Genomic DNA, 22,747 nt, shown 5'->3' with positions numbered 1-22,747 from the left:
GTCAACACAAAAAAGGTTATTTTCACCAAAAGGAGTATTTATTAAAGGAGTATTAAAATTTTGATTAGAGGGAATGCAATGATTACATTAAAAGAATCCATTTCAATGAAAATGGCAATACAAAAAAGCATATTTACCTCTATCCTTGAAGAGGTAAATATGCTTTTCTACTTTTATGTTACCATGGGTACCATGGTTTTTGTTTTTTAGGAAGCTGGAAAGCGTATCGTGACTGTAGTTCCATGGTCTATAGAGGATTGGATGTCAATCGTGCCTTTAAATTTTTCAACGATATTAAAGCAAATCATCATCCCTAATCCTGTTCCTTTACTTTTTAAAGAATAAAAAGGAGTACCTAGAGATGCAACTTCTGCTTCTGACATTCCTCGTCCCTGATCGATTATTTTAATGACAACAAAATCTTTTTCCCTTCCAGCTGTCACAAAAACCACATCACCAAAATTGGAAGCCTCAATCGCATTTTTAATAATATTTATGAGTAATTGTTTAAACTCTATGTTGTTAGCTGAAATCGTACAATCTCCCGTTACGTTTAGTTCAATCCGATTATCATGTAAAAGTCCATAGGAATGAAGCAAATCTGTTACACTCTGAAGAACAACCTTTGCATCGACATTTTCAGTGACATTCTCTTTATCTGGTTTAGCAATCGATAAAAATTGTGATATAACCTGTTCAGCTGTATTTAATTCATCAATCATCAAAGTAACATGTCCTTTTCGATCATCGCTTAAGGACGAGTCTTGCTCAAATAGCTGCAAAAATCCTTTTACAACGGTCAGTGGATTTCTAATTTCATGTGCAACAGCAGCTGCAAGCTGGCCGGTTGTTTTCAAACGCTCTGAATGTTGTATTTGTGCGTAATAGATTTGTTGTTTTTTAATTCGTCTATTCGTTAAATAAAAAATAAAATAGATAATGATTTGACTCGCAATAAAGTTAATGAAATTTCCTATTAAATCCTCTTTTATATAGGGATATTGAAGTCCTCGATCAATCAGCATAATATATCCAAATATTACCGTGATTGATATACCGTTTAATATCAACGAAAAATAAAAAAGCTTTGAATCAAAAAATAAGATTGAAAGTGCTGGAATAAAACATAGAAAAATAAAGGTAGACCACGTCTCTGGATAAAAGAGGAAAAGCATATAAAAGTAAACGGATGCGACAATGATGATGATCAATCTTAGAATATCAGTACTATTCTTAGGATATAGCAGTAAACATACAGACAGAATGAACACCAATATACTGTGAGATATGTAAACAACTCCGAATTCACCAAATCGCGGGTTATCAATTAACAATCCAGCTATCATAATGGCTACTATAATCCACACGACAAAATAATATATTTTTTTATTAAATGTAATCGAAATCTCCTTCATACAAACCCCTTTTGCGGTAATCTAACTTGCATACTTTAAAATATACCATTTATAGATACAAAAGGATAATGAGTTTTTATCATGGAATGCTCTGGCCAAAACAGGCAATAAGTAAAAACCAGGCACTACTAAAGGAGGCTATCCTTCAGGGGTACCTGGTCCAATAAATTTATCCTAATCAATCATCTCAAACAGGAGCCTGGCGATATCACTATTTTCCATTCTTCCACTAAACTTATGTTTATTTAATCCATATGCATAGATGGGGACGTCCTCACCGGTATGACCTTTTGTTGTCCAGCCGGTACTGGAATAGTGATTGATGATGTTAATAAGAGCCTGTTTTGTATCTTCTACTTCCATCTCTAATGTTGTTTGGATGGTCTTCCAGTCTTCTTGATGAAGAGATAGGTGCATGTGACGTGTGATCCTTGATAATTCTTTTGTTTTATGCAAATCTGCTGCAATAACAGAAGGAGTTGATTTAATAGATCGGATCACCGCTGGATTCCATTTATAATTATCATTTCGATCAATACTCATTCCGCCCGTGGAGTGATCAGCTGTTGCAATCACGATGGTATCCTCCCGATTTAAGGCAAATTGTATTGCCTCATGAAAGGCTGCTTCAAAGTCTTTCAACTCACTCATGGCTCCAACAATATCATTGTCATGCCCTGCCCAATCAATTTGGCTTCCCTCTACCAAAAGAAAAAAACCATTTTGATTTTGCTGGAGGCGTTTAATCGCAGCATTGGTCATTTGCGAAAGAGAAGGTACTGTTGTTCCATAGCGATCGAGGTGTTTAGGAAGTTCGATTGGGGCAAATAAGCCTAGCAATTTCTCGTTCCGATCTGCTAAAAGTTCGATTGAATTTGTGGCAAAACCAAAACCATCTTTTATAAACTCTTCAACTAAATTCCGATCATTTCTAGAGAAGTAGGAGGCTCCTCCCCCTAACATGACATCGATTTTGTGTTTGCCACCAATTCGTTCATCCAGATAATCATCGGCAATTTCATGATATTTCTCCCGGGATTCATGGTGTGTAGCGAACGCCGCAAGTGTAGCATGATTGATTTGGCTCGTTCCTACGAGTCCAGTAGATTTGCCACGAAATTTGGCATATTCCAAAATACTCGGAACTGCCTGCTTTTCACTATTCAATCCAAGTGCACCATTATAGGTTTTATAGCCTGTTGCTAAAGCAGTACCTGCTGCAGCCGAGTCGGTAATGTTACTTTTTGCGTCCAATGAATAAGTCGATTGGGTGCCGACAAAATAGTGATCAAATAAAGTAGGATTCATGAGCCCCATTCGCGAGTCATGATTAAAATAACGAAGGCCAGTCGTGTACGAAAAACCCATGCCATCCCCAATTAATAAGATAATATTTTTCACTTTCTTCGTTCTATTGAACGGATGGTCTAACATGGAAGGCAATGTATTTAAACGAAAATCACTTAACGGGGCGGTGGAATGTAACAAATCAAACAGCACCTTTCGCATTTAGGTAGGTATTTCGTGTTTATTTAACCAACGGAAGCAAGTAATGTCACTCAAGTTATAGCACAGAAAAGGGGAACTTTTTCATGAAATACAATTGTTTTACAAAAACTCAAAAAATTCTTAATAATTCATTTGAGTTCCACCCTAAACTAGACAAAAAAACTCCTACTCCGATGCAGGAGTAGGAGTTAAATTTCGTGATAACTTTGCCATTTTTCGGGACTGAACAAGGCGCCCCAAGAACCGCCTCCTCGGTCCAATGGCAAAATAAATGTATACTTCGCTTTACATCATGCATACAATACATTACACAATGTAAAATTCACCATACAGGAGGTGTAATGCATGACCTATCAAGAAAAGAAAAGTATTGTATCATTGATCAGCGCCATCGTTATTTTCGTATCTTATTGCTTGTACATGTTTCCTCAGTATCCTGAAGGTGGCCTGGAGTCGATGGAAACCTTTCGCTATTGGGGATCCTTTGTCCTCATCTTGACTCTCGTTTCCATCGTTGCGCACATCGTGATCAGCATTATTTTTAACATTGTCTTTAGAATGACGACGCGGGAAAAGGAACCCAGATTTGCGGATGAACTGGATAAATTGATTGAGTTGAAAGCGTTTCGAAATTCATTTTTTGTGTTTATCCTCGGCTTTCTTATTTCAATGGGATCGCTGATTTTTTATCAGCCGTTACAGGTAATGTTCATAATCCTAATCATTTCAGGTTTCATTTCCGATTTAACCGGCTCCATTACAAAATTTTATCACTATCGGAGAGGAGTGTAAGAGTGGCTAAAAATCTTGTCGGTAATCATATTCGAAAATTACGATTCAACCATGATGAAATGACCCAGCAGCAGTTGGCTGACAAGGCGGGAGTAACCAGACAAACGATTGTAGCTCTCGAAAAGGGAAACTACTCCCCATCGCTAGAACTGGCTTTTCGAATTGCACTTGCCTTTAACTTACCTTTGGAAGAAGTATTCTTTTATGGGGATAACACGAAGTTATAGGAAATAGCTTTACCGTTTATTAAATATAAAAGGCGGAGATCAAATGAACTCAAACAAAAAAGCAGCAAGAATTGTGGGAGTACTGTTTATACTTGCGGCCGTATCAGCCATAATCGGTCTACTTTTATATGATCCCATCCTAAATGAACCCGATTACCTGATTAAAGGTAGCGAGCGTGGTAACCAAGTGGTACTGGGAGCGGTGATGGAATTAATTCTTGTCGTTGCCGCGATTGGAACGGCAACGACCATGTTTCCACTATTAAGAAAGTATAATGAGACGATCGCTCTTTGGCATCTGTGCTTCAGGTTTCTTGAAGCAATTGTCATTACAATTGGTATCATCAGCATCCTGTCCCTATTAACCTTAAGTCGCGAGTATGTTGCAGCAGGTTTCCCAGATATCGCCTTTTATCAAGCTTCAGGAACTTTATTAAAAGCAACACACGATTGGACATTTTTGCTTGGCCCCAATTTCTTGCTCGGTATCAATACAATGATGTACAGTTATATATTTTATAAAACCAAGCTTGTACCAAGGTTTATCCCTATCCTAGGTATGACAGGGGCAACGCTCGTTTTTATCTGCTCCTTTTTAGTCATGTTTGGTTTGATAGAACAGCTGTCTATTTGGGGAGGTCTGTTAGCCCTGCCTGTAGCAGCAAATGAAATGATCTTAGCAGTATGGCTACTCACTAAAGGATTCAATGAATCGGCAATCGATTCACTGACTGCAAAAAAGGACATGGATTGAAAGTGCCTGTCACCGTAGGTCTCCATTGAGGGCATTTGGGATTTGTCCTCAATAGGTGGTCTTGAGGACGAATCTCCATTGGGCGCATCAAGGATTTGTCCTCAATAGGCGGTCTTTGGTTGCCAACACACGTTTAGCCCCGCACTAAAGAAGCAGGTAATCGTTAATGATTACCTGCCTCTTCTCTTAAAATATTAGCATTGTTTATAATGCAGCCGATCCACCATCGATTGAAATGACAGCACCATGAATATAGGATGCTTCGTCGCTAAGCAGAAATGCTACGACATTCCCTACTTCATGGGGTTGACCTAATCTGCCCATCGGAACCGCATCAGCCATTGCTTTAATCGCTTCGGCCGGGAATGCTTTTACCATTGGTGTCTCATTCGTTCCTGGAGCAATGGCATTGATACGAATATTTTCTCTTCCATATTCTCCAGCAATGGTTTTTGTTAGACCAATGACAGCATGTTTTGTCGCAGAATAAGCTCCTAATGTCGGCATTCCAACTAAGCCGCCAAGAGAGGCAGTATTGACAATCGATCCACCGCCCGTTTTTAGCATCTCATTGACGACATATTTCAAACCGTAGAAGACACCTTTTAAATTAACATCCACAATGGTATCGAATTCTTCTTCGGAACATTCTAACGTTCGAACGCCAGAACCGGAAACTCCAGCATTGTTAAAAAATAGATCTATTTTTCCAAAGCGGTCAACTGTTTCAGCTACATATTTTTTTACATCCTCAACTTCACTCACATCTGCTTGAATAAAAATAGCATCACTGCCTAATTTTTCACAAAGCTGTACCGTCTCTTCTCCTTTTTCTTTAGACAAATCTACGATTGATATATTTACTCCTTTTTGAGCAAGCTTTAATGCAGCTTCTCTTCCGAACCCACTGCCCCCACCTGTAATAATCGCTGTTTTCCCTTGCATTTGATTCACTCCAATTTAAATTATTTGTGATGTAGGATTATATAACCATTATAAGGATTTTCATTATGTGAAATAGTGAGCAATCCATGCTTTAATTATAGCACTTTCTGATTTACTCGAAACAATTTACGGAAAGCTGCATGTGGCAATTTCTTGACATCTTCCCACAGGCGTCCCCATGGTCTTTACAGAAATTTTACAATGAATTCCAACCTATGAAAAAATGTTTTCTAAATTTCCGTGTCTGACTTTGTACCTATATGTCAGATTATGATTCTCTCTCGAATACTTAAACCAGCTCAACACGTTGAAAACCATGCTAATATTGGTTGGTTTGTTTGTATAAAGATCACCTCAATCTTTCATATTCTCTCTATTTTAAGAAGCAGAAAATTCAAGCAAACTAGTACCTTTCTAATATTAAGACATGTTTGACATTAGTCATTATTCCCTATTTATCAACACCTAGTGGTTTGTTAACATTTGTAACTGTTAGGAATATATTTCCACGCAATTGTTAAATTGTGGATTATGACGCAGCTATAGTTTGGATAGTACTAATGAGAAATTTGAAGTGTGGGGGAGTCAGGTGGGACTGTTTAAAACATATGCATGCACGATGCAGCATGACGCCGCTGATTGCGCTGCAGCAGCTATTTCAACGATATTACTAGAATATAAAAGTGAAATGTCCATCATGAAAATTCGTGAAATAATAGGTACTGATTCCTATGGGACAAGTGTTAAAGGGATCGTAGATGGATTAGAAAAATTACACTTTAATGTAAAAGCCATTAGAACCATCGCCAGTGACATGACAAAAGACATAACCTTTCCAGCAATCGCCCAGATTAGAACCAAAGAGGGCTTAAATCACTTTGTTGTGATACATAAAGTATTGAAGAATCATCGTTTTTTAATTGCCGATCCGGAATTAGGATTGATGAAAACATCGTTTGAGGAATTTGAGGAATTATTCACAGGTGTTTTAGTATTAATGGTTCCAAATAGTGAGTTTGAAAGAATTACATATAAAAATATGGGAATGTTCGATTTGTTTCGCGCCATCATATTGCCTCAAAAGAGAATGCTAGTTACCATTATTTTGGCATCCTTATTGTTGAGCATTATTGGGATTTTTCTAAGCCTATTTCCAAAGATATTGATGGACGAAGTGATTCCCTATCAACTGAAAAATAGCCTTTATATTCTACTAATCGCCTTTGGAACGGTTACGCTTTTTCAAATCTTATTATCTGCCTTCAGACAGCATATTCTTTTATTTTTATCGAGGAAAATAGATATCCCGTTATTATTGGGTTACTACAATCATATCGTACACTTACCTTACCAATTTTTTGTCACCCGAAAAGTGGGGGATATTATTACGAGATTTCAGGATGCCATGACGATTAAAGATATTTTTACGACTGTTTCGATCTCGTTGGTTATGGACATTCTGTTAGCTTCGATCACTGGGATTGTCTTGTGGAATATCAATTCTACCTTATTTATGATTCTACTCGTGATCGTTTTCATCAATATTCTGCTTATTTACTTTTTTAAAAAGCCCTATAAAAAGCTAAATTATGAACAAATGGAAGCTGGAGCTGCTCTCAATTCGCATTTAATTGAATCGATAAAAAATATCGAAACCGTAAAATCTCAAAATGATGAAAAAGCGCAGATGTATAAATTAGAAAGTAAATTTGTGGCCACGCAAAAAATTGGTTATCGCGAAGGGGTCATCGGCAACTTTCAAAATTCGATTTCTACTTTTATCGGCTCTTTAGGAAACATCCTGTTTATGGCCATTGGGGCGATTAGCATTATGGATGGAAAAATGAGTATCGGAGATTTATTGGTTTTTCAAACGTTAAGTCAATATTTTACGGAACCTGTTCAGAATCTCGTTTCTTTACAATTAACTTTTCAAGAAGCTCAAATTGCGATGAAACGATTGAGTGAATTGATGACGCTGGATCGTGAGGATTCGAAAAAAGAACAAGTAAAAAACATCCCGTTAAATGGAGAAATTGAATTTAAACAAGTCAGCTTCGCATATGGCTCTAGGCCGCCGGTTATAAAAGATTTATCCTTAACCATCCCGCAAGGTACACGGGTTGCATTTGTTGGCGAAAGTGGTGCAGGAAAAAGTACGATTTCGCGTCTGCTGTTAAAATTTATTGATCCTCTAGAAGGAAAAATAACGATATCCGGGTATGATCTTAAGGATGTCGATTACAATTTTGTTCGATCAAGAATAGCGTATATCCCCCAAAATATTGAGTTATTTACAGGGACCATCATCGACAATATTAAAGTAGGAAATCCTGACGCTACATATGAAGAAATTGTTTTAGCCTGTAAAAAATCCGGTGCGAGTCAGTTTATTGATAAGTTACAAAATCGGTATGAAACATTCGTTGAGGAGTCCGGCAGTAATTTTTCAGGTGGTGAGAAACAACGAATTGCCATTGCAAGAGCCTTAATTGCTAAACCGGATATTTATATTTTTGATGAAGCCACATCAAACCTAGATTCGTTTAGTGAACAGAAGATTCAAGATCTTATATTTGGTCAGAGAAGTGAAAAAACAGTCTTTATTATTGCACACCGTCTGTCGACCATCATATCCTGTGATTTAATCTGTTTTATCGAGAATGGGAGAATCATCGAGCAGGGAACACATGAAGAATTAATGCAATTGAATGGCAGGTATGCACAGATGAATACTTTGCAGTCTGGAAGAAAAGTTGAAATCTTTGAGGATTTATTTGATCAGGAGGTAATGGCATATGAGTAAATTAGAAGTGAAAGAGAATAAAAAATTAACCTTAAAAAATGTCCTTATTAATGAACTACGAAACATTGAAATAGAGAAGCTGGAATCTGAAATCCAAAAATTTGTAAACTATATACAGATCCTACATATTCAAGCCTTTGGTCCGCTGATCACCAAGTTAGTAGGAACCAATATTCATGATGATGGAACACTCACCTTTGATTATGATTTGATTGTTCAAGCACATGATTATCACCTTCATAAAGATAAGTTTAAGGTAAAACAAGCATATGCTTGTGAAAATTGTCTCTATACTCGATTTGAAGGGAAAGCAGAATACCTAAATTATGCGCACTCCAAATTAGATTTACACATTTATGAAAATGATCTGATCACAAACGGTGAAATATATAGTGTGTTCTTATCGAACGCCCCAGATAATATGGTAGTGGACTTATTTAGACCGGTGACAAGAAATGAAACTTTATAATACCAATGAACTCAAAGATTCAAGAATATTTTTTGATAAAAGGCCACCGATATTCTTAACCCTATTTATCGGTATGGTAGTCGTTATTCTTGTGGTAACCTTTTATTTCTCCAAGGTTTTTGTGAAACCATATATTGTTAAAGCACAAGGAGCAGCGATAACAAGCGATACTCAACTGATCTCTTCACAAATGAATGGCGAGGTAATATCCATTCATACAGAAGAGGGGCAAAAGGTTTCGACAGGTGATGTCTTATTTACGATATCCAATGGACAAGAGGGCCTGCAAAATGCCGCCTTAACCGAACAAGTAGCGAACCTGAATGAGAAATTAGGAGTCATGACAAGGTATGAAGAATCGCTAAATAAAAAAGTGAACCATATGAGTAACTCGAGTCTTGAGCAGGAGTATTATGGTAAAGTTGAATACTATTTACTCCAGGTAAAGACAGAAAGCTTCAATAAGAAAAACTTGGATATACAATTAAATGATAAGAAGAATAAAAAAGTCGAGCTTGATCGTGAACTTACGAGTCTTACCAATGAGCTAAAGACGTTGAAGGAAAACAGGAATAAGGTGAGCAGCGTACAGGAAACGAGTACAGAAGAACATATTGTCGAAAGCATCGTCGAAGAAAACAAGCTGAAAGAGACTGAAATGGAAGGAAAAATCGACGCGAAGAAAAGTGAAATAGAGGGTATTAAGGAAGAAATAAGCCAAATCGAGCAGCAGGTGAACAACCCTTCCTCGCAAATAAAAGATACATATCATCAATTAACGAGTGAACTAGGTGTAGCAAGATCCGATGTTCAATCAAAATTAGTAGAATTAGAGGGTCAGATGGCTATTAATACCGGTCAAGAATCTTCTTTGGTCGTAAAAGCAAAAAATGATGGAATTGTTCACTACCTCCTACCGCTGCAAGTGGGGATGTCCATTCAGACCAACCAAGTCGTGGCAGAGGTTTCTAACAACTCAGATGATGATTTGCAGGTAGAAGCCTATATAGATGCGAAAGACATCTCAAAAGTAGTCGTTGGTCAAAAAGTTCGCATTGCGATTGAAGGGATAAATACCTATAAATACGGGACAATCGATGGAGAACTTATTTCTGTAGATTCTGGAGCTTTAACCCAAGAAACAAATGAAGGGAATCAACTCTATTTTAAATGTTTGGTCAGTGTCCCTACGAATAAGCTGGATGCAGGCGATGGAAGTACGGTAAAACTAATCAAATCGATGCCTGTGGAAGCGAGAATTGTTTATGAAGAAGAAACCTATCTTGAATGGGTCCTTGGGATGCTCAATTTTAAGAATTCATGATATCGGCCAAACCATTAACTTATAAAGGAAATAAAAAAATGAAAATAATGATGAGACTTCATATTCTTTATTATCTATGCCTATTGGTGTTTATCCTAACCATTCCCAAGCTTTCAACAGATGCCAATATCTTAAAAATCGTATTGTTTTTACTCACTATCGGGGTATTTATCTTTTTATGTAGTTATTATATCGTACTGTCTTTTAATAAAAAGATTGGCGCGGTAAAAAAATATTCAAATATAAATGTAGGCATCATGTGTGGCGGCATTATTTTAACCCTCACCTTTGGGCATTACATCTATACAAAATGGAACAGTCTAGTAGTATTACTAACGATTTTCATTATTCTATTTATCGTTTCAAACTTTTTAAATTATAAAATTAAAAAAATAGTAGAAGATCAACAGTTTGATCTCATGAAGGAAGTCAAATTGTTTTATAAGATGGGTCAAGCTTTAGATAAAACGCCCATCAATAATGCGATTTCTAAACTGGACTATCTGTTTTATGGGTTTTGTATTGCCGTTTTTATCGCAGAGGATATTTATATATTTGCCGGGGCTGTAGGTGTCATTTTGATTTTATCCATCAAATATGTACGAGCCATAAAGTCGGAATTTCTGAAAAGCGGATTAATCACTGTAAAAGAAACCAATTTATCCATTGCTGCTTATTTTTTCTTTTATTTGTTTTCGATTGTATGGATGATGTTTATTCCGAACCTTTCTACCCTGTTAGTGGGAGCCGCTAGTTTATTAGCGATTAAAATATATATTCGTAGAATTGCTGAAAAAGTGTATGAAGAAAAAAATGGCATTTCGAAGTAACCCATACATTTGGTATATCGTACATTTATGTACTTTATATAAAAAAATAAAAAAGTGGAGGAATTACAAATGGAATTAGTATTACCAGCAAAGTATGTAGAAATTGAGCAAGAGGAAATGGCTTATCTTGATGGAGGTGCCTACCTTTCAGCCTCTCAATGTACAGGGATCGCTGCAAGTATCGCGATGTCTCCAGGTGCATTAGTCGCAGGAGCAGCAACAGCAGCAGTTATTTCTAAAATTATTAAGTATGGAAAAGGTGTTGGCGGTCCTCTAGGATTTATAATTGGAACGGCAGCTGGTTATGCAACTGGATTTATTTCTAAGATTGCATACGGAATTGGAAAAGGTGCCATTTCAGGCAAAGGATTATCGATCGCCTGGTCATGGGATCCGTTTAACTTTGGAACACAAACTTATATCGGCAAAGCTTCATGGGCTTGATTGAAGTGAGGTTGGGTGTACCCTCCCCTTCATACATCTCCTACTAGCGCCAAACAGCTTATGTTCGCCCGAGAAATAAGTATATCCCCATATAACTTAAAGCTCGTACATAAGTAGTGATCCAGGAAAAAGGCATTAGGGATGTAAGGAATTCAATAATGAGATTCAGGCGGGGAGTCAAGGAAATCATGACATAATCCCCCTGAATCGTCAAGTTGGTTGATTTGGCGCAAAAAGGTTATTCTTAAGAAGTTGTCCTCTATTTAATAGGGGGCAACTTTTTTTATAGACAAAAAAGAGAGGTTTCTAAGTTGCCAGAAATCCTCCCTCGTTATTTACCATGAAACTACAATCCACTCATCCTGCTTGACGATTGAAAAGTCATCGTCAAATTCTTGTGGTCCTACCAATTGAACACTTTCTCCCGTTTGAGCCACATGGTTGATACCTTCTATCATTTTTTCTGCAGACTCCCCTTTATCCACCATCAAATCACATAAAATATCGATATTGTTTAGCGCAGCACTTGCAACCCCAGTACTCATCCCGACGAGCACCTCATCATCTTTCACAATGGCAAAAACATCAGAATACGGAATCGCATAAAGTGTGGCCTCATATTTCACCGCAACATTTATCCAATCCTGAAATTTTTCTTCATGCATCAAATTAATATATTTCGAATCACCGATCATAATAAAATCTTCGGCCGATGTTTCTTCCTTTTCATCCACTAGGGTTTCCGAAGGCTCCTGTGATAAAGATGGAATTTCATTTTCCTTTTCATCTCCTGTTTGAGAAGAAATGAAAAGGGGACTTTGCATTTCAACATTGTCATTATTTTCACTGTTAACGAGTTTCATATCTTGATTGCTCTCAATCATTTCTTTTTCAGCAATCGTTTCGGTATGTTCCAAGGTGATCGTTTGTGGAGATAATTCATTGGTAGCATCCAACTTCCTCTGAGAAACATCTTCAGTAGAACATGCAGCCATTAATAGTAGAAAAGTTATCAAAATTAAACCATGCTTCATCTTTTTCACTACCTCCCAAAATAATCTCTACCTTTTAAACGTTTTACAATTAAAAATGTTCCCTATTTTCTAAAAAACAGTTCAAAAGTTACAAATTTAAAAATCAACTACTCCAAAACGACCACTTATATTCGAAATGCAAGTAGAAAAAGATTCTCCGTCCCTATTTAATTACCCGCATCTACATGGAAGTAAACTACTTTCGCGGAATTTTCACTCAATTTATTAAATAGAACGGGCACCTCGTATCTGGATAGTCCTTTTTGGCTGTTTTTTTAGAGTAGAAAAAACAAAGGACATGAGTCAGTATGTACCGAACTCATGTCCAACGTATTGCAAATATGGTCTAGCCTTTTACTGTTCCAGCAGCTGTCAGCCTTATTACTATTCATTGATTCAGTATTAATTTTTCGATTGCAAAGGCTACTCCATTTTCATTATTCGATAACGTATGGAACTGAGCTGCTTCTTTTACGATGGATTCTGCATTGGCCATGGCCACTCCACAGCCCGCATACTCAACCATACTGAGATCATTCTCGCCATCCCCGATGCAGATGACCTCTTCCCGTTTAATCCCAAGTTTTTCGGCAAGTAGTCTGACTGCATTTCCTTTGCTGACACGTGGGTCAAGGATTTCTAAAAAGAACGGAGTACTTTTAACGAACGTATATTTTTCCCAAAATGATTCAGGTATGTTGGCAATGGTCGTATTCAAACGTTCCGGTTCATCAATGAACATTACTTTCGGAATCAGCATGTCCTCTGGTACTTCATCAATTGGCCGATAATGGATAGGAATTTGATTGATATGGGCTTCATGAACGGTGTATCGGCTTATCTCTCTGTGAGGTGTATAAAGATTTTCTGTATCAAAGAACTGGAGCGGTGAATCGATCTTTTGGCTCAATTCGTATAGTTCTTTTAAGTTTTTATAGGTTAAGGTAATTTGGGATTCGACATCCTTGCTGTACGTATTTTGCACAAGAGCCCCATTAAAGGTAATCACATAGTCATCTTCATCGTTTAATTTCAATTCCTCAATAATCGATTGGACACCGACGATGGGCCTCCCCGTACAGATGACCACCTTCACGCCTTTTGCTTTTGCAGCTTGAATGGCGTCATTTACTTCCTTTGTAATTTCTTTTCGATCATTCATCAGCGTTCCATCAATATCGATTGCTATTAATTTATACAAAACTTGTCCTCCTACATCCTGGTTGTCCGTTAGCATATACCTATACTACAAGAAGGGCAATGAATTATCCAGAAATCCAGACTATTTCCAATACGCCGCAGCAAACAACACACTATCGAGAGTCTTAATCATTTTTATTAGGACATCCTGTATTAGTAAAGAAATTACCGAGAAAAATGACAAAGCAGCTTGATGACAGGATCATCAAGCTGCTTCTTTTTGTTCTATGTAAATTTTGATATTACCGAAACTTCCACTTTGTATGCGCTTTGTAAACTTGGCCTTTGTCAATGATGCAAGATGGGAAGTGTTGATGGTGAATGGAGTCCGGCATGCCTTGTGTTTCGAGGCATAGGCCAAAATACTTCCGGATGGGAATACCATTGATAGAAAAATCCCCTTCTAATTGGTTCCCGGTGTATAGCACCACACATGGCTGGTCGGTTTCCACCTTCAAAACACGACCGCTTTCCTGATCACTCAGAACGATTTTGTTTAGTTCATTTTCTTGCAGAAGGAAAGGATGGTCATAGCCATTTCCGGCCAGTATATTTTGTGGGTGTTCTGATACCACACCATCCTGTATCATTCTTCCGGCAGTAAAATCAAACGGAGTATCCTCCACTGTGAGGATTTTCCCAGTTGGAAGCAGATCTTCAGTTAGTTCAAGAAACTGCCTGCTTTTTAACTGTAACACATGATCCTGTATATCCCGCTTACCATTACCAGATAGATTAAAATACGTATGGTTGGTGACATTCAGCAAGGTTGGTTGATCAGCCACGCCTTCATATACTAGGAGAAACTCATTCTTATTATTCAAAGTATAGATGACTTTCATGTGAAGATTTCCTGGATATCCATTTTCTCCGTCCTTACTTAAATAAGAAAAGACCAGACTCACATGGTCCTCACCTTCTTGAACCTCCGCCTTCCAAATCACCTTATCAAAGCCCTTTAACCCACCATGCAGATGGTTTCCATGATCATTTTTCTCCAGTTGATACACCTTATCATTCAATTCAAACTGGGCTCCTTGGATTCTTCCCGCTACACGGCCGACTACTGCTCCAAAATAGGGAGAATGCTTCTCATAGTCCTCCAGTGTATTAAAGCCAAGAACGACATTTTCTACACTTCCCTGTTGGTCTGGAACCATGATTTTTGTGATGATGCATCCATAATCAAGGCACGTTACTTTCATTCCTTTATCATTGACCAATGTATAGGCAGTCACATCCTGCCCATTCAACTCTCCAAACTTTTCTTGATGTAATTTCATTTTAGAAACTCCAATCCATTTTATTAAAAGAATAATCACAAACACGAGAACCGTTCCCCGTGTTTTTGCGAGAACCGTCCCCGTGTTTTAACAGTCTAAATTTTATAGGGCAGAGTTTCTATGCCTCTTTTGCTTTTCTTTCCTGAATAATTCGTATGCATTCATTAAATTCAGTTTCTGTATAATCATATTTTGATAACAATACTAATCGTAAGAATGATCCTAAAGCAGGTAAAATCGATACGACTAGAAATAATGATTTTAAAGTAAATTCTGTTTGTTCAACATTCGCTTGATAACCGATAAATGTCAAAATAAGCCCAGTGGTAGCTCCTGCTAAAGCAACAGATATCTTTCCAGCAAATGTTTGTCCACCAAATACAATGGCTTCAAATCTTTGTCCTGTTTTCGCTTCACTATATTCAACCGTTTCTGATAGCATCGCAGAAATAATCGGGCCTGTCGCAGAATATAAACATTGAGTAATCGCTAAAAATGTGATAACTAATGGGATACTCTCATAACCCACGGAGAAGAAAATAATACGTAAAATGATATCACTTACTAACAGAGTGATTAAAATGTGTTTCTTCTTAAAGTATTTTGTTAAAAGTGGAATAAATAAAAATCCTACTGCACTTAATGTCCCGATGATTCCAAATACACTCATTAATTGAGGAGCATTCAAATTATAGGTAAAGAAATAAAGGATAATTCCTTGTACAATATTCATAAAAATATTTAAGAAAAATACCGTTAAAATCATAAACATATACTTATTAACTTTAGCGGATGCTATAACATCTTTAAATGTAACTTTTTCACTATGAGTTGGTTCAACTCGTTCTTTTGTATATTTATAGCCAATAAACATTAAGATATAGGCTGCTACCATGATAATCCCAACGGTTATCAAATAACTTGTAGATGGAGTGAAGCTTTTATTGAAAACCCCTAACATGATTGGAACTAAAAATCCTACCATGCCAATTCCGCCGTAAACGCCTAAATTAGCTACTGTTAGCAATGTTGTACGATCTTGACCCTTTTTAGAAATCACTGTAGAAAGAGACCAAAACGGAATATCAGAAAATGCGTACATCGTTCCCCAAAGAATATAAGTAGCTCCTGCATAAAGGATTTTCCCTGTTACACTTATGTCTGGTGAAATAAAACAAAGGATGGATGAAATCACAATAAATATGGGAGCAAATTTCATATACCCTCTAAATTTCCCATGTTTTGTTCTTCTTGTATCCATAAATCCCGCTACGATCGGATCAATAACTGCATCCCAAATTCTAGCAACTAAGAAGATGATACTTGCTGCTACGGCTGAAATCCCTAAAATATCCGTATAAAAGAATAAAATGAATGTACCTACCAAACCAAAACTAAAACATTGCCCGAAACCATAAGAAAAATAGGCAAGATATTCCTTAATACTTATTTTTTCATGAAGTTCATCTATCTTCGTTTCTTCAACACGAACTGCTGCACTTTGCATTTTATTTCCCCCCCGTATTATTTGAAAATGAACCCATATTGACGGTCAGAATCCATAATCGCTTTAATTGTTTTAGGATCAAATTTATAGTTATGATTGTGATCTAATAATCCATTCACTTCTTGTTCAACATCTGTTAACTGTGTATAGCAAAATCCACTACAAAACTCTATTTTCATTACGGCTTTTGTTAGATTCTCTATTTTTTGTAACACATCATCTTTCGATTGAATACGTTCCCCATATCCCCAAGAAGCTTCTGAAATATCTTCCTGATAGGCTACACCCCCATATTCACTAATAATGAATGGTTTTTGTTGGTGCTCATAACCTTTACAGTATGTTTTTCGACCACTCGTTAAGGAAGGACTTTCTTTTATCGCCATTTCTTTATTTTCATAAGAAGCAATTAATGTATCCTCATTCGTATTGTAATCATGAATGGTACATACATCTGTCAATGTATGCTCCCAGCCATCATTTCCAATCACTAAACGTGTGCAATCTAATGATTTAACGGTGTAGTACAAGGCATTCACAAAATGTTGTTCTTCTTCATGGTGAGATATTTCATTTACTCCCCATGACTCATTCATCACAACATAGGTAATAACAGAAGGATGATTGATATGTTTGTCCACAAATGGATGAATCTCTTTGAACATATTTTCGTTTGACTTACGGCTAAACTCAAACAAACTTGGCATTTCTGCCCAGACAACAAGGCCTAATACATCACATAAATATAATAACTTATGACTTTCGAGCTTTTGGTGGATTCTCAAGCCATTAAAGCCCATTTCCTGAATTTTCTTCAAATCATCTAAAAACTCATCTGTCGTTCCTGTTAAGCCAGCATTCGGATAATATCCCTGATTTAAAATGAGTTTTTGATAGAATTCTTGATCATTGATATAAATTTTTTCTTCATGGGATTCAATTCCTCTCATCCCAAAATAACTCTCGATTGAATCTTCTACTCTATCATTCTCATCCAAAATATTGAGTTCAATATCATATAAATTAGGATCCGTTGGATGCCAGTAAAATAATCTAAAATTAGGCAAATTACTACTAACATCGATTGAAAATTTAGCACGACTATTTTTAAAGGAACTCATCATTTTTGTAATCAATTGACCCTTATATGTAACTTTGGCTTCAATAAAAACGTTTTTATGATGGTTGATGGTTGCATCAATGGCTAGTTCTGCTGTGTGAATATTAGGCTTCATCGTAAAGTTCGTAATGTAAGTAATTCCTGTTTCCTCCAACCAAACATTCTGCCAAATTCCAATTGTACGGGTATACCAACATAAAAAGTTTTCATCTTTCCAACTTTGCTTTCCAATTGGTTGATTGGTATCATTATGATCTTCTACTCTGATGGTGATTGTATTATTTGTACCAACAAAATTCGTTACATCCACTTCAAAAGGCACATGCCCTCCTTCATGAGTACAAACCAATACATCATTGATCCAGATATCGCATTTATAGTCAATGGCTTCAAAATTTAAAAGATAACTTTTATTTTCTTGTTTATTCAATTGGAATTCTCGATAATACCAAACTACAGGGTAATATTCCTGAATATCAATACCTGACTTTTCAAACATATAACTATAGGGCACGGTAATTTCTAAATCAAATTCTTCCTTTTTAATCGGCCCAGTAATGTTTGCGCCTCCATTTTTATCTAACTTAAATAACCATTTTCCATTTAAATCTATCCAGTTCTTCCTAATTTTCTGAGGATTTGGATACTTTAGTTTTTCCAAATTAGACACTCCTTTACGTTAACTCTTAGTTGATAGTAATAGACTCAATATACCATACCAACTGTAGGTTTTATTCTTCCTATTTTTACTACTTTTCCTGTATGAACTGCGATAATTCAGTAAAAATAACTCCTAACCCATGAGCACCAGCATCTGGATACCCAAGACTTCTTTCTCCAACAGTTCCTGCGCGTCCCATATGCGCTACAATCTTTTCAGTTGCTTTTGCTCCTTCTACAGCAGCTTCTGCAGCTTTAACAAAGGCATTTTTCATCCGATCTCCAGTCGCAGCACAAGTCGACAAGGTATCTGCATATGGTACCAACGCATCAATTAACGTCTTATCTCCTACAACCGCACCACGGCCGAAAGAACGTTCTCCAACTGCTTGGATACCTTTCACTGAGGCTTGGACCATATCGGCAAATTCAGATAAAGTCAATTCTGCTTTTGGACCAACATTTTTACCGGCTGCTCTAAATGCAGATCCCCAAATCGGACCGGATGCCCCACCACAATGCTCCATAATGACCATGGAACAAGCATCAAGGAAAGCGCCAATGTCACTAGATTTGTTTTCCATAATTTCGTGCCATTCAGCTTTTAGCTGTTTAAATCCTTTAGCAACACTCATACCGAAGTCTCCATCACCAGCATGGGAATCTAGTTCACAGAATGGTACTTCATTTCGAATAATACATTCACTCATTTGATCGACGATGAAAATCATATTATTTAAAGTGATTTGATTATTGTGTATGAAAGAGTAATCCTTATTTGTTTCTACCACAAAAGAAACCTCTTTGTTTTCTTTATCATTTCCTACTACTTCAGCATAAGTAACAGCTGGAACCTCACCACTAATTTTAAGTGCTGGAGTATCACAAGCATCTGATAATAGACTTTTTAGATCTTCATCTAATTTCATAATCGAAACAGATGCTCCTGCCATATCAATCGCCGTCATATAGTTTCCGACAAAAGTTCTTGCAATGGTAACATTTTTATGTGACAATTCGCGAATCACAGAATGGTTTAATAAATATAGTTCTTGAAGTGGCGAGCTGCCAAATCCATTGATCAATACAGCTACTTCTTCTTCTCCATCTTCTATTTCCAGCTCTTTTAATAGTGAAGTCACCATGCGTTGTGCAAGTTCATCTGCTGAAATGATTTTTTCACGACGGATACCAGGTTCCCCATGAATACCGACCCCAAACTCCATCTCATCTTCAGCAATCTCAAACGTAGGAGTTCCTTTTGCAGGGACTGTACACGAAGTAAAGGCAAAGCCAATACTTTTCACATTATGAATAGCTTTCTCAGCAGCTGCCTTAACTTCAGAAAGCTCATAACCGCGTTCCGCTGCAGCACCAGCGATTTTGTGGACGAGAACAGTCCCAGCAACTCCACGTTTTCCTACTGTATATAGGCTATCTTGTACAGCAATATCATCGTCTACTTTTACATAATCGACTAGAATTCCATCTTGCTGTGCAAGATAAGCAGCATTCTTGAAATTCATCATATCGCCACTGTAGTTTTTGATAATCAATAAAGTTCCTTTATCGCTAGCCGTTTCTCGAATGGCTTGATAGATCTGGATTTGGGAAGGTGATGCAAAAACATCACCACAAACTGCTGCATCCAACATACCTTTACCGACATAGCCAGCGTGGGCGGGTTCATGCCCACTACCGCCTCCACTAAGAAGGCTTACTTTATTTTTGTTGATTTCTTTCCTTTTAATCACTTTATACTTCTCTAACAAATCCAACTCCGGATGTGCTAGGACAATTCCCTTGCACATTTCACGAACGACATCTTCAGGTCTATTAATAATTTTTTTCATATTATTTTGACCTCTTTTTATAATCGGACCCAATTTTATCTGCTGCAATGATAGCGGCAGCTACTGATTCGGGTGAAACTGGAAAAGGCATCGAATAGATTGACTCTTCTGGGATACAAGCTTTTTCAGCTACTTCCATTAACTCTTCCTGTGTAATAGTGTCCACACCGATATCAGAAAGACAAACTGGAAGTCCAACTGCCAAACAGAAGTCTAATACTTCATCTATTTCCTCAGTAGGTGCGTTTTCCAGTACTAATTGTGCCAATGTACCAAAAGCTACTTTTTCACCATGAAAGTAATGGTGTGCTCCTTCTAAAATCGTAAGACCATCATGAATCGCATGTGCGCCTGCCAATCCGGCACTTTCAAAACCCAATCCTGATAATAAGATATTGGCTTCAATAATATTTTCTAAGGCTGGAGTTACCGTATTACAATCGCTGGCAGCTTTTGCTTTAACCCCATCCTCTAACAATGTCTTATAACAATGTGTAGCTAAAGCGAATGCTGCATTGGTTCCTCTTGCAGGTGGGCATAAGCCTTCACGTACTCCGCAAGGCAAACCAGCATTGACGTTAGAGTAAGAACGTGCAGTTGCTCTTGCTTCGAAATAAGTTGATAATGCGTCTCCCATACCAGCAACTAAGAATCTAGTAGGTGCATTTGCAATGACCGTCGTATCAATTAATACAACACTTGGACTTTGCTTGAAGTATGCGTAATCATCAAAAGCACCATCTGGTGTATACATAACTGCGGAATGGCTTGTAGGTGCATCTGTAGCAGCAATTGTTGGCACGATGATTAATGCATCACCCTCTGCTACACATTTTGCTGTATCAATAGCCTTACCGCCGCCTAAACCAATCGTACAATCGCAGTTACTTTCTTTAGCTACTTGTTTTAATCTTGCAATTTCCTGGCGCGAACATTCACCATTGAATCCGCTTTCTACGAATGTAATCTCGAATTTGTCTGCTGTTGCATCCAATTTTCCCTTTACACGCTTCACATCTTCAGGATGTGCGATTAATAGAGCAGATGTACCGAATGTTTTCACGAAATAACCTAAATTTACTATTTCATCTTCACCTTGAATATATTTTGAAGGACTAATAAATGCTTTTCTCATGTGTAAAACCTCCTAATATGCTTTGAAATCCCTTACATAAGAGTCTACTCTCCCTTGACCTAGATTACATTAGAATTAAATGCAGAGTTTTTACAATTATCTATAGTACTTTTTTGCGTTTTTACAATTTAAATGGTATTATTTTGACATCTTAATAGATAAAAATAATATCATTTTCAATCTATTAACCTTGGAATATTACTATTAATTTCTTAATTAAAATGACCATTTTCAAGCTAATTAAATAGAAAAAAGGATAATAAAATTTAGTAATCTATTTTATCTCACAGGAGGTAGAAACAAATTGAAAACTAGTTTAATGAATTTAAATAAAATACTTGATTTAAAAAAGTGGAAAAGTCTTCAAGATTCTCTTGCACTTGTTACAAAATTAGCGATTATTACCGTTGATTATAAAGGAGTACCAATCACTCATCACAGTGGTGTTCGTCCATTCTGTAAGGCTATGCGTGACGATCCAAATACGGCAAAGCTTTGTGAAAAGTGTGATGCACGAGGAGGATTAGAAGCAGTCAGAAAGAATGCGCCCTATATCTATTTATGCCACTGGAATGTTATCGATATTGCCATTCCAATCATCATTGATGATAAATATGTAGGTGCCATTATGGCGGGGGAAGTAAAGCTTGCAGATGGTAAAGAACATGATTCATTGGAACAAATGCTTACCGTTCCATCAAAGGGATTTGAACACATCAATAATAAAGAAGAAATTCAACGTTTATACGATTCCATCCCTACCCTCTCCTATTCAGAAATTAACGAGGCTGCTCAAATGTTATATAGTCTTTGCAACTATATAGTAGAGGAAGCCATGAATAAAAATTTAATTTTAGAAGTATATGAAAAGATGGATCCGGTAACAACTGTTGATTTTTCAAATGGATATTCTCTAGATAATATCCAACATATACAGAAGGAATTGGCAAATACGGTTACGAATGCTTACGTAAAAACTTCACTGAATGATCATTTTGTGTGTAAAAACAAAACATTACAGCCTGCCTTTGACTATATATATAAAAATAAAAGTGAAAAAATATCTCAACAGATGATGGCTGGTTTATGCCACATCACCACCAGTTATTTCAGCCGATTATTTGTAAAAGAAACGGGTAAGAATTTTTCTACCTTCATTTCTCTTCAAAAAATAGAATGGTCAAAACAACTATTAGAAAAAACGGATCTATCCATTGCTCAAATTAGTGATGAATTGGGATTCAACGAACCTGGGTATTACATAAAGACATTTAAAAAATATGAAAATATAACTCCTAGCGTATATCGGAAATACTATCAAGAAACGTTATAAAAACTTTTTTTGCATAAATCTTTATGTGGAGCATTATGATTGTTGGAGTCTCGGACGGCCACATTAGCGGTAAAACTTAAAGAGGATAGCAGCGATACTATCCTCTA

Annotated in this window: 20 protein-coding genes; 10 read left to right on the top strand and 10 right to left on the bottom strand. The window is 36.9% G+C overall.

Features of this window, described 5'->3' with window-relative positions; genetic code table 11:
• Positions 1 to 60 precede the first annotated feature (60 nt).
• Entirely contained in the window at positions 61 to 210 is a 150-nt protein-coding gene (locus BLR86_RS26070) for a hypothetical protein (protein ID WP_175492872.1), read from the top strand.
• Here the strand turns inward: BLR86_RS26070 and BLR86_RS12305 are convergent.
• Positions 207 to 1,415 carry a sensor histidine kinase gene (locus BLR86_RS12305; protein WP_090761801.1) on the bottom strand — a complete coding sequence of 403 codons (1,209 nt, stop codon included), beginning with the start codon at positions 1,413 to 1,415 and terminating at the stop codon, positions 207 to 209. The two genes, BLR86_RS26070 and BLR86_RS12305, sit on opposite strands and share 4 nt — an antisense overlap.
• 174 nt (positions 1,416 to 1,589) lie before the next feature.
• Positions 1,590 to 2,903: an alkaline phosphatase gene (locus BLR86_RS12300; RefSeq protein ID WP_175492871.1), complete on the bottom strand. Its 1,314-nt coding sequence runs from the start codon at positions 2,901 to 2,903 to the stop codon at positions 1,590 to 1,592.
• Between the two features lie 366 nt (positions 2,904 to 3,269).
• On the opposite strand from BLR86_RS12300, the gene BLR86_RS12295 reads away from it, so the two are divergent.
• Genes BLR86_RS12295 through BLR86_RS12285 form a run of 3 tightly spaced genes read left to right on the top strand, consistent with a single transcriptional unit; the run spans position 3,270 to position 4,697 of the window.
• Positions 3,270 to 3,716 carry a hypothetical protein gene (locus BLR86_RS12295; RefSeq protein ID WP_090761797.1) on the top strand — a complete coding sequence of 149 codons (447 nt, stop codon included), beginning with the start codon at positions 3,270 to 3,272 and terminating at the stop codon, positions 3,714 to 3,716.
• 2 nt (positions 3,717 to 3,718) lie between these two features.
• Positions 3,719 to 3,943 carry a helix-turn-helix transcriptional regulator gene (locus BLR86_RS12290; protein WP_090761795.1) on the top strand — a complete coding sequence of 75 codons (225 nt, stop codon included), beginning with the start codon at positions 3,719 to 3,721 and terminating at the stop codon, positions 3,941 to 3,943.
• A 43-nt stretch (positions 3,944 to 3,986) separates the two neighbouring features.
• On the top strand, positions 3,987 to 4,697 hold the full coding sequence (locus tag BLR86_RS12285) for a DUF4386 domain-containing protein (RefSeq protein WP_090761793.1): 711 nt from the start codon (positions 3,987 to 3,989) through the stop codon (positions 4,695 to 4,697).
• 204 nt (positions 4,698 to 4,901) lie between these two features.
• Here BLR86_RS12285 and BLR86_RS12280 read toward each other — a convergent pair whose 3' ends face one another.
• The gene (locus BLR86_RS12280) at positions 4,902 to 5,642 is read right to left on the bottom strand and encodes an SDR family NAD(P)-dependent oxidoreductase (protein WP_090761791.1); all 741 of its coding nucleotides are present in this window, start codon (positions 5,640 to 5,642) and stop codon (positions 4,902 to 4,904) included.
• Between the two features lie 589 nt (positions 5,643 to 6,231).
• Here BLR86_RS12280 and BLR86_RS12275 point away from each other — a divergent pair.
• From BLR86_RS12275 to BLR86_RS26810, 5 genes are all read left to right on the top strand, one after another.
• Complete coding sequence (locus tag BLR86_RS12275) at positions 6,232 to 8,448, top strand: peptidase domain-containing ABC transporter (protein WP_217642381.1); 2,217 nt, start codon at positions 6,232 to 6,234, stop codon at positions 8,446 to 8,448.
• Positions 8,441 to 8,917: an AraC family transcriptional regulator gene (locus BLR86_RS12270; protein WP_090761789.1), complete on the top strand. Its 477-nt coding sequence runs from the start codon at positions 8,441 to 8,443 to the stop codon at positions 8,915 to 8,917. Before BLR86_RS12275 ends, BLR86_RS12270 begins: the two co-directional genes overlap by 8 nt.
• The gene (locus BLR86_RS12265; protein WP_090761787.1) at positions 8,904 to 10,241 is read left to right on the top strand and encodes a beta-barrel domain-containing protein; all 1,338 of its coding nucleotides are present in this window, start codon (positions 8,904 to 8,906) and stop codon (positions 10,239 to 10,241) included. Before BLR86_RS12270 ends, BLR86_RS12265 begins: the two co-directional genes overlap by 14 nt.
• A gap of 38 nt (positions 10,242 to 10,279) precedes the next feature.
• Positions 10,280 to 11,071, top strand: a complete 792-nt coding sequence (locus BLR86_RS12260; protein WP_139185606.1) for a hypothetical protein — start codon at positions 10,280 to 10,282, stop codon at positions 11,069 to 11,071.
• A 69-nt stretch (positions 11,072 to 11,140) separates the two neighbouring features.
• A complete protein-coding gene (locus BLR86_RS26810; RefSeq protein ID WP_090761783.1) occupies positions 11,141 to 11,515 on the top strand; it encodes a hypothetical protein in 375 nt (124 codons plus the stop codon).
• Between the two features lie 335 nt (positions 11,516 to 11,850).
• Here BLR86_RS26810 and BLR86_RS12250 read toward each other — a convergent pair whose 3' ends face one another.
• The 7 genes from BLR86_RS12250 to BLR86_RS12220 all read right to left on the bottom strand — a co-directional run bounded on the left by BLR86_RS12250 (position 11,851) and on the right by BLR86_RS12220 (position 21,307).
• On the bottom strand, positions 11,851 to 12,549 hold the full coding sequence (locus BLR86_RS12250; RefSeq protein WP_090761781.1) for a hypothetical protein: 699 nt from the start codon (positions 12,547 to 12,549) through the stop codon (positions 11,851 to 11,853).
• Positions 12,550 to 12,937: 388 nt separating this feature from the next.
• Complete coding sequence (gene yidA, locus BLR86_RS12245) at positions 12,938 to 13,750, bottom strand: sugar-phosphatase (protein WP_090761778.1); 813 nt, start codon at positions 13,748 to 13,750, stop codon at positions 12,938 to 12,940.
• A gap of 241 nt (positions 13,751 to 13,991) precedes the next feature.
• Entirely contained in the window at positions 13,992 to 15,032 is a 1,041-nt protein-coding gene (locus BLR86_RS12240; protein WP_090761776.1) for an aldose epimerase family protein, read from the bottom strand.
• A 118-nt stretch (positions 15,033 to 15,150) separates the two neighbouring features.
• On the bottom strand, positions 15,151 to 16,539 hold the full coding sequence (locus tag BLR86_RS12235) for an MFS transporter (RefSeq protein ID WP_090761774.1): 1,389 nt from the start codon (positions 16,537 to 16,539) through the stop codon (positions 15,151 to 15,153).
• Positions 16,540 to 16,556: 17 nt separating this feature from the next.
• Positions 16,557 to 18,320 carry a glycoside hydrolase family 2 protein gene (locus BLR86_RS12230; protein ID WP_090761772.1) on the bottom strand — a complete coding sequence of 588 codons (1,764 nt, stop codon included), beginning with the start codon at positions 18,318 to 18,320 and terminating at the stop codon, positions 16,557 to 16,559.
• 88 nt (positions 18,321 to 18,408) lie between these two features.
• Positions 18,409 to 20,172: a dihydroxyacetone kinase subunit DhaK gene (gene dhaK, locus BLR86_RS12225; protein WP_090761770.1), complete on the bottom strand. Its 1,764-nt coding sequence runs from the start codon at positions 20,170 to 20,172 to the stop codon at positions 18,409 to 18,411.
• Position 20,173: 1 nt separating this feature from the next.
• Complete coding sequence (locus BLR86_RS12220) at positions 20,174 to 21,307, bottom strand: glycerol dehydrogenase (RefSeq protein WP_090761768.1); 1,134 nt, start codon at positions 21,305 to 21,307, stop codon at positions 20,174 to 20,176.
• 304 nt (positions 21,308 to 21,611) lie between these two features.
• On the opposite strand from BLR86_RS12220, the gene BLR86_RS12215 reads away from it, so the two are divergent.
• Complete coding sequence (locus BLR86_RS12215) at positions 21,612 to 22,640, top strand: PocR ligand-binding domain-containing protein (protein WP_090761766.1); 1,029 nt, start codon at positions 21,612 to 21,614, stop codon at positions 22,638 to 22,640.
• Positions 22,641 to 22,747 lie beyond the last annotated feature (107 nt).

It is taken from the genome of Bacillus sp. OK048 (assembly GCF_900103525.1).
Lineage (GTDB): Bacteria > Bacillota > Bacilli > Bacillales > Cytobacillaceae > Neobacillus.
This window is presented reverse-complemented; position numbering and strand designations above follow the sequence as displayed.

Coding starts and splice junctions, on each gene's coding strand:
- BLR86_RS12270 (WP_090761789.1), top strand. CDS start 8,441: ATGAGTAAATTAGAAGTGAAAGAGAATAAAAAATTAACCTTAAAAAAT.
- BLR86_RS12280 (WP_090761791.1), bottom strand. CDS start 5,642: ATGCAAGGGAAAACAGCGATTATTACAGGTGGGGGCAGTGGGTTCGGA.
- BLR86_RS12235 (WP_090761774.1), bottom strand. CDS start 16,539: ATGCAAAGTGCAGCAGTTCGTGTTGAAGAAACGAAGATAGATGAACTT.
- BLR86_RS12285 (WP_090761793.1), top strand. CDS start 3,987: ATGAACTCAAACAAAAAAGCAGCAAGAATTGTGGGAGTACTGTTTATA.
- BLR86_RS12305 (WP_090761801.1), bottom strand. CDS start 1,415: ATGAAGGAGATTTCGATTACATTTAATAAAAAAATATATTATTTTGTC.
- BLR86_RS12260 (WP_139185606.1), top strand. CDS start 10,280: ATGAAAATAATGATGAGACTTCATATTCTTTATTATCTATGCCTATTG.
- BLR86_RS12220 (WP_090761768.1), bottom strand. CDS start 21,307: ATGAGAAAAGCATTTATTAGTCCTTCAAAATATATTCAAGGTGAAGAT.
- BLR86_RS12250 (WP_090761781.1), bottom strand. CDS start 12,549: ATGAAGCATGGTTTAATTTTGATAACTTTTCTACTATTAATGGCTGCA.
- dhaK (WP_090761770.1), bottom strand. CDS start 20,172: ATGAAAAAAATTATTAATAGACCTGAAGATGTCGTTCGTGAAATGTGC.
- BLR86_RS12240 (WP_090761776.1), bottom strand. CDS start 15,032: ATGAAATTACATCAAGAAAAGTTTGGAGAGTTGAATGGGCAGGATGTG.
- BLR86_RS12265 (WP_090761787.1), top strand. CDS start 8,904: ATGAAACTTTATAATACCAATGAACTCAAAGATTCAAGAATATTTTTT.
- BLR86_RS12295 (WP_090761797.1), top strand. CDS start 3,270: ATGACCTATCAAGAAAAGAAAAGTATTGTATCATTGATCAGCGCCATC.
- BLR86_RS26810 (WP_090761783.1), top strand. CDS start 11,141: ATGGAATTAGTATTACCAGCAAAGTATGTAGAAATTGAGCAAGAGGAA.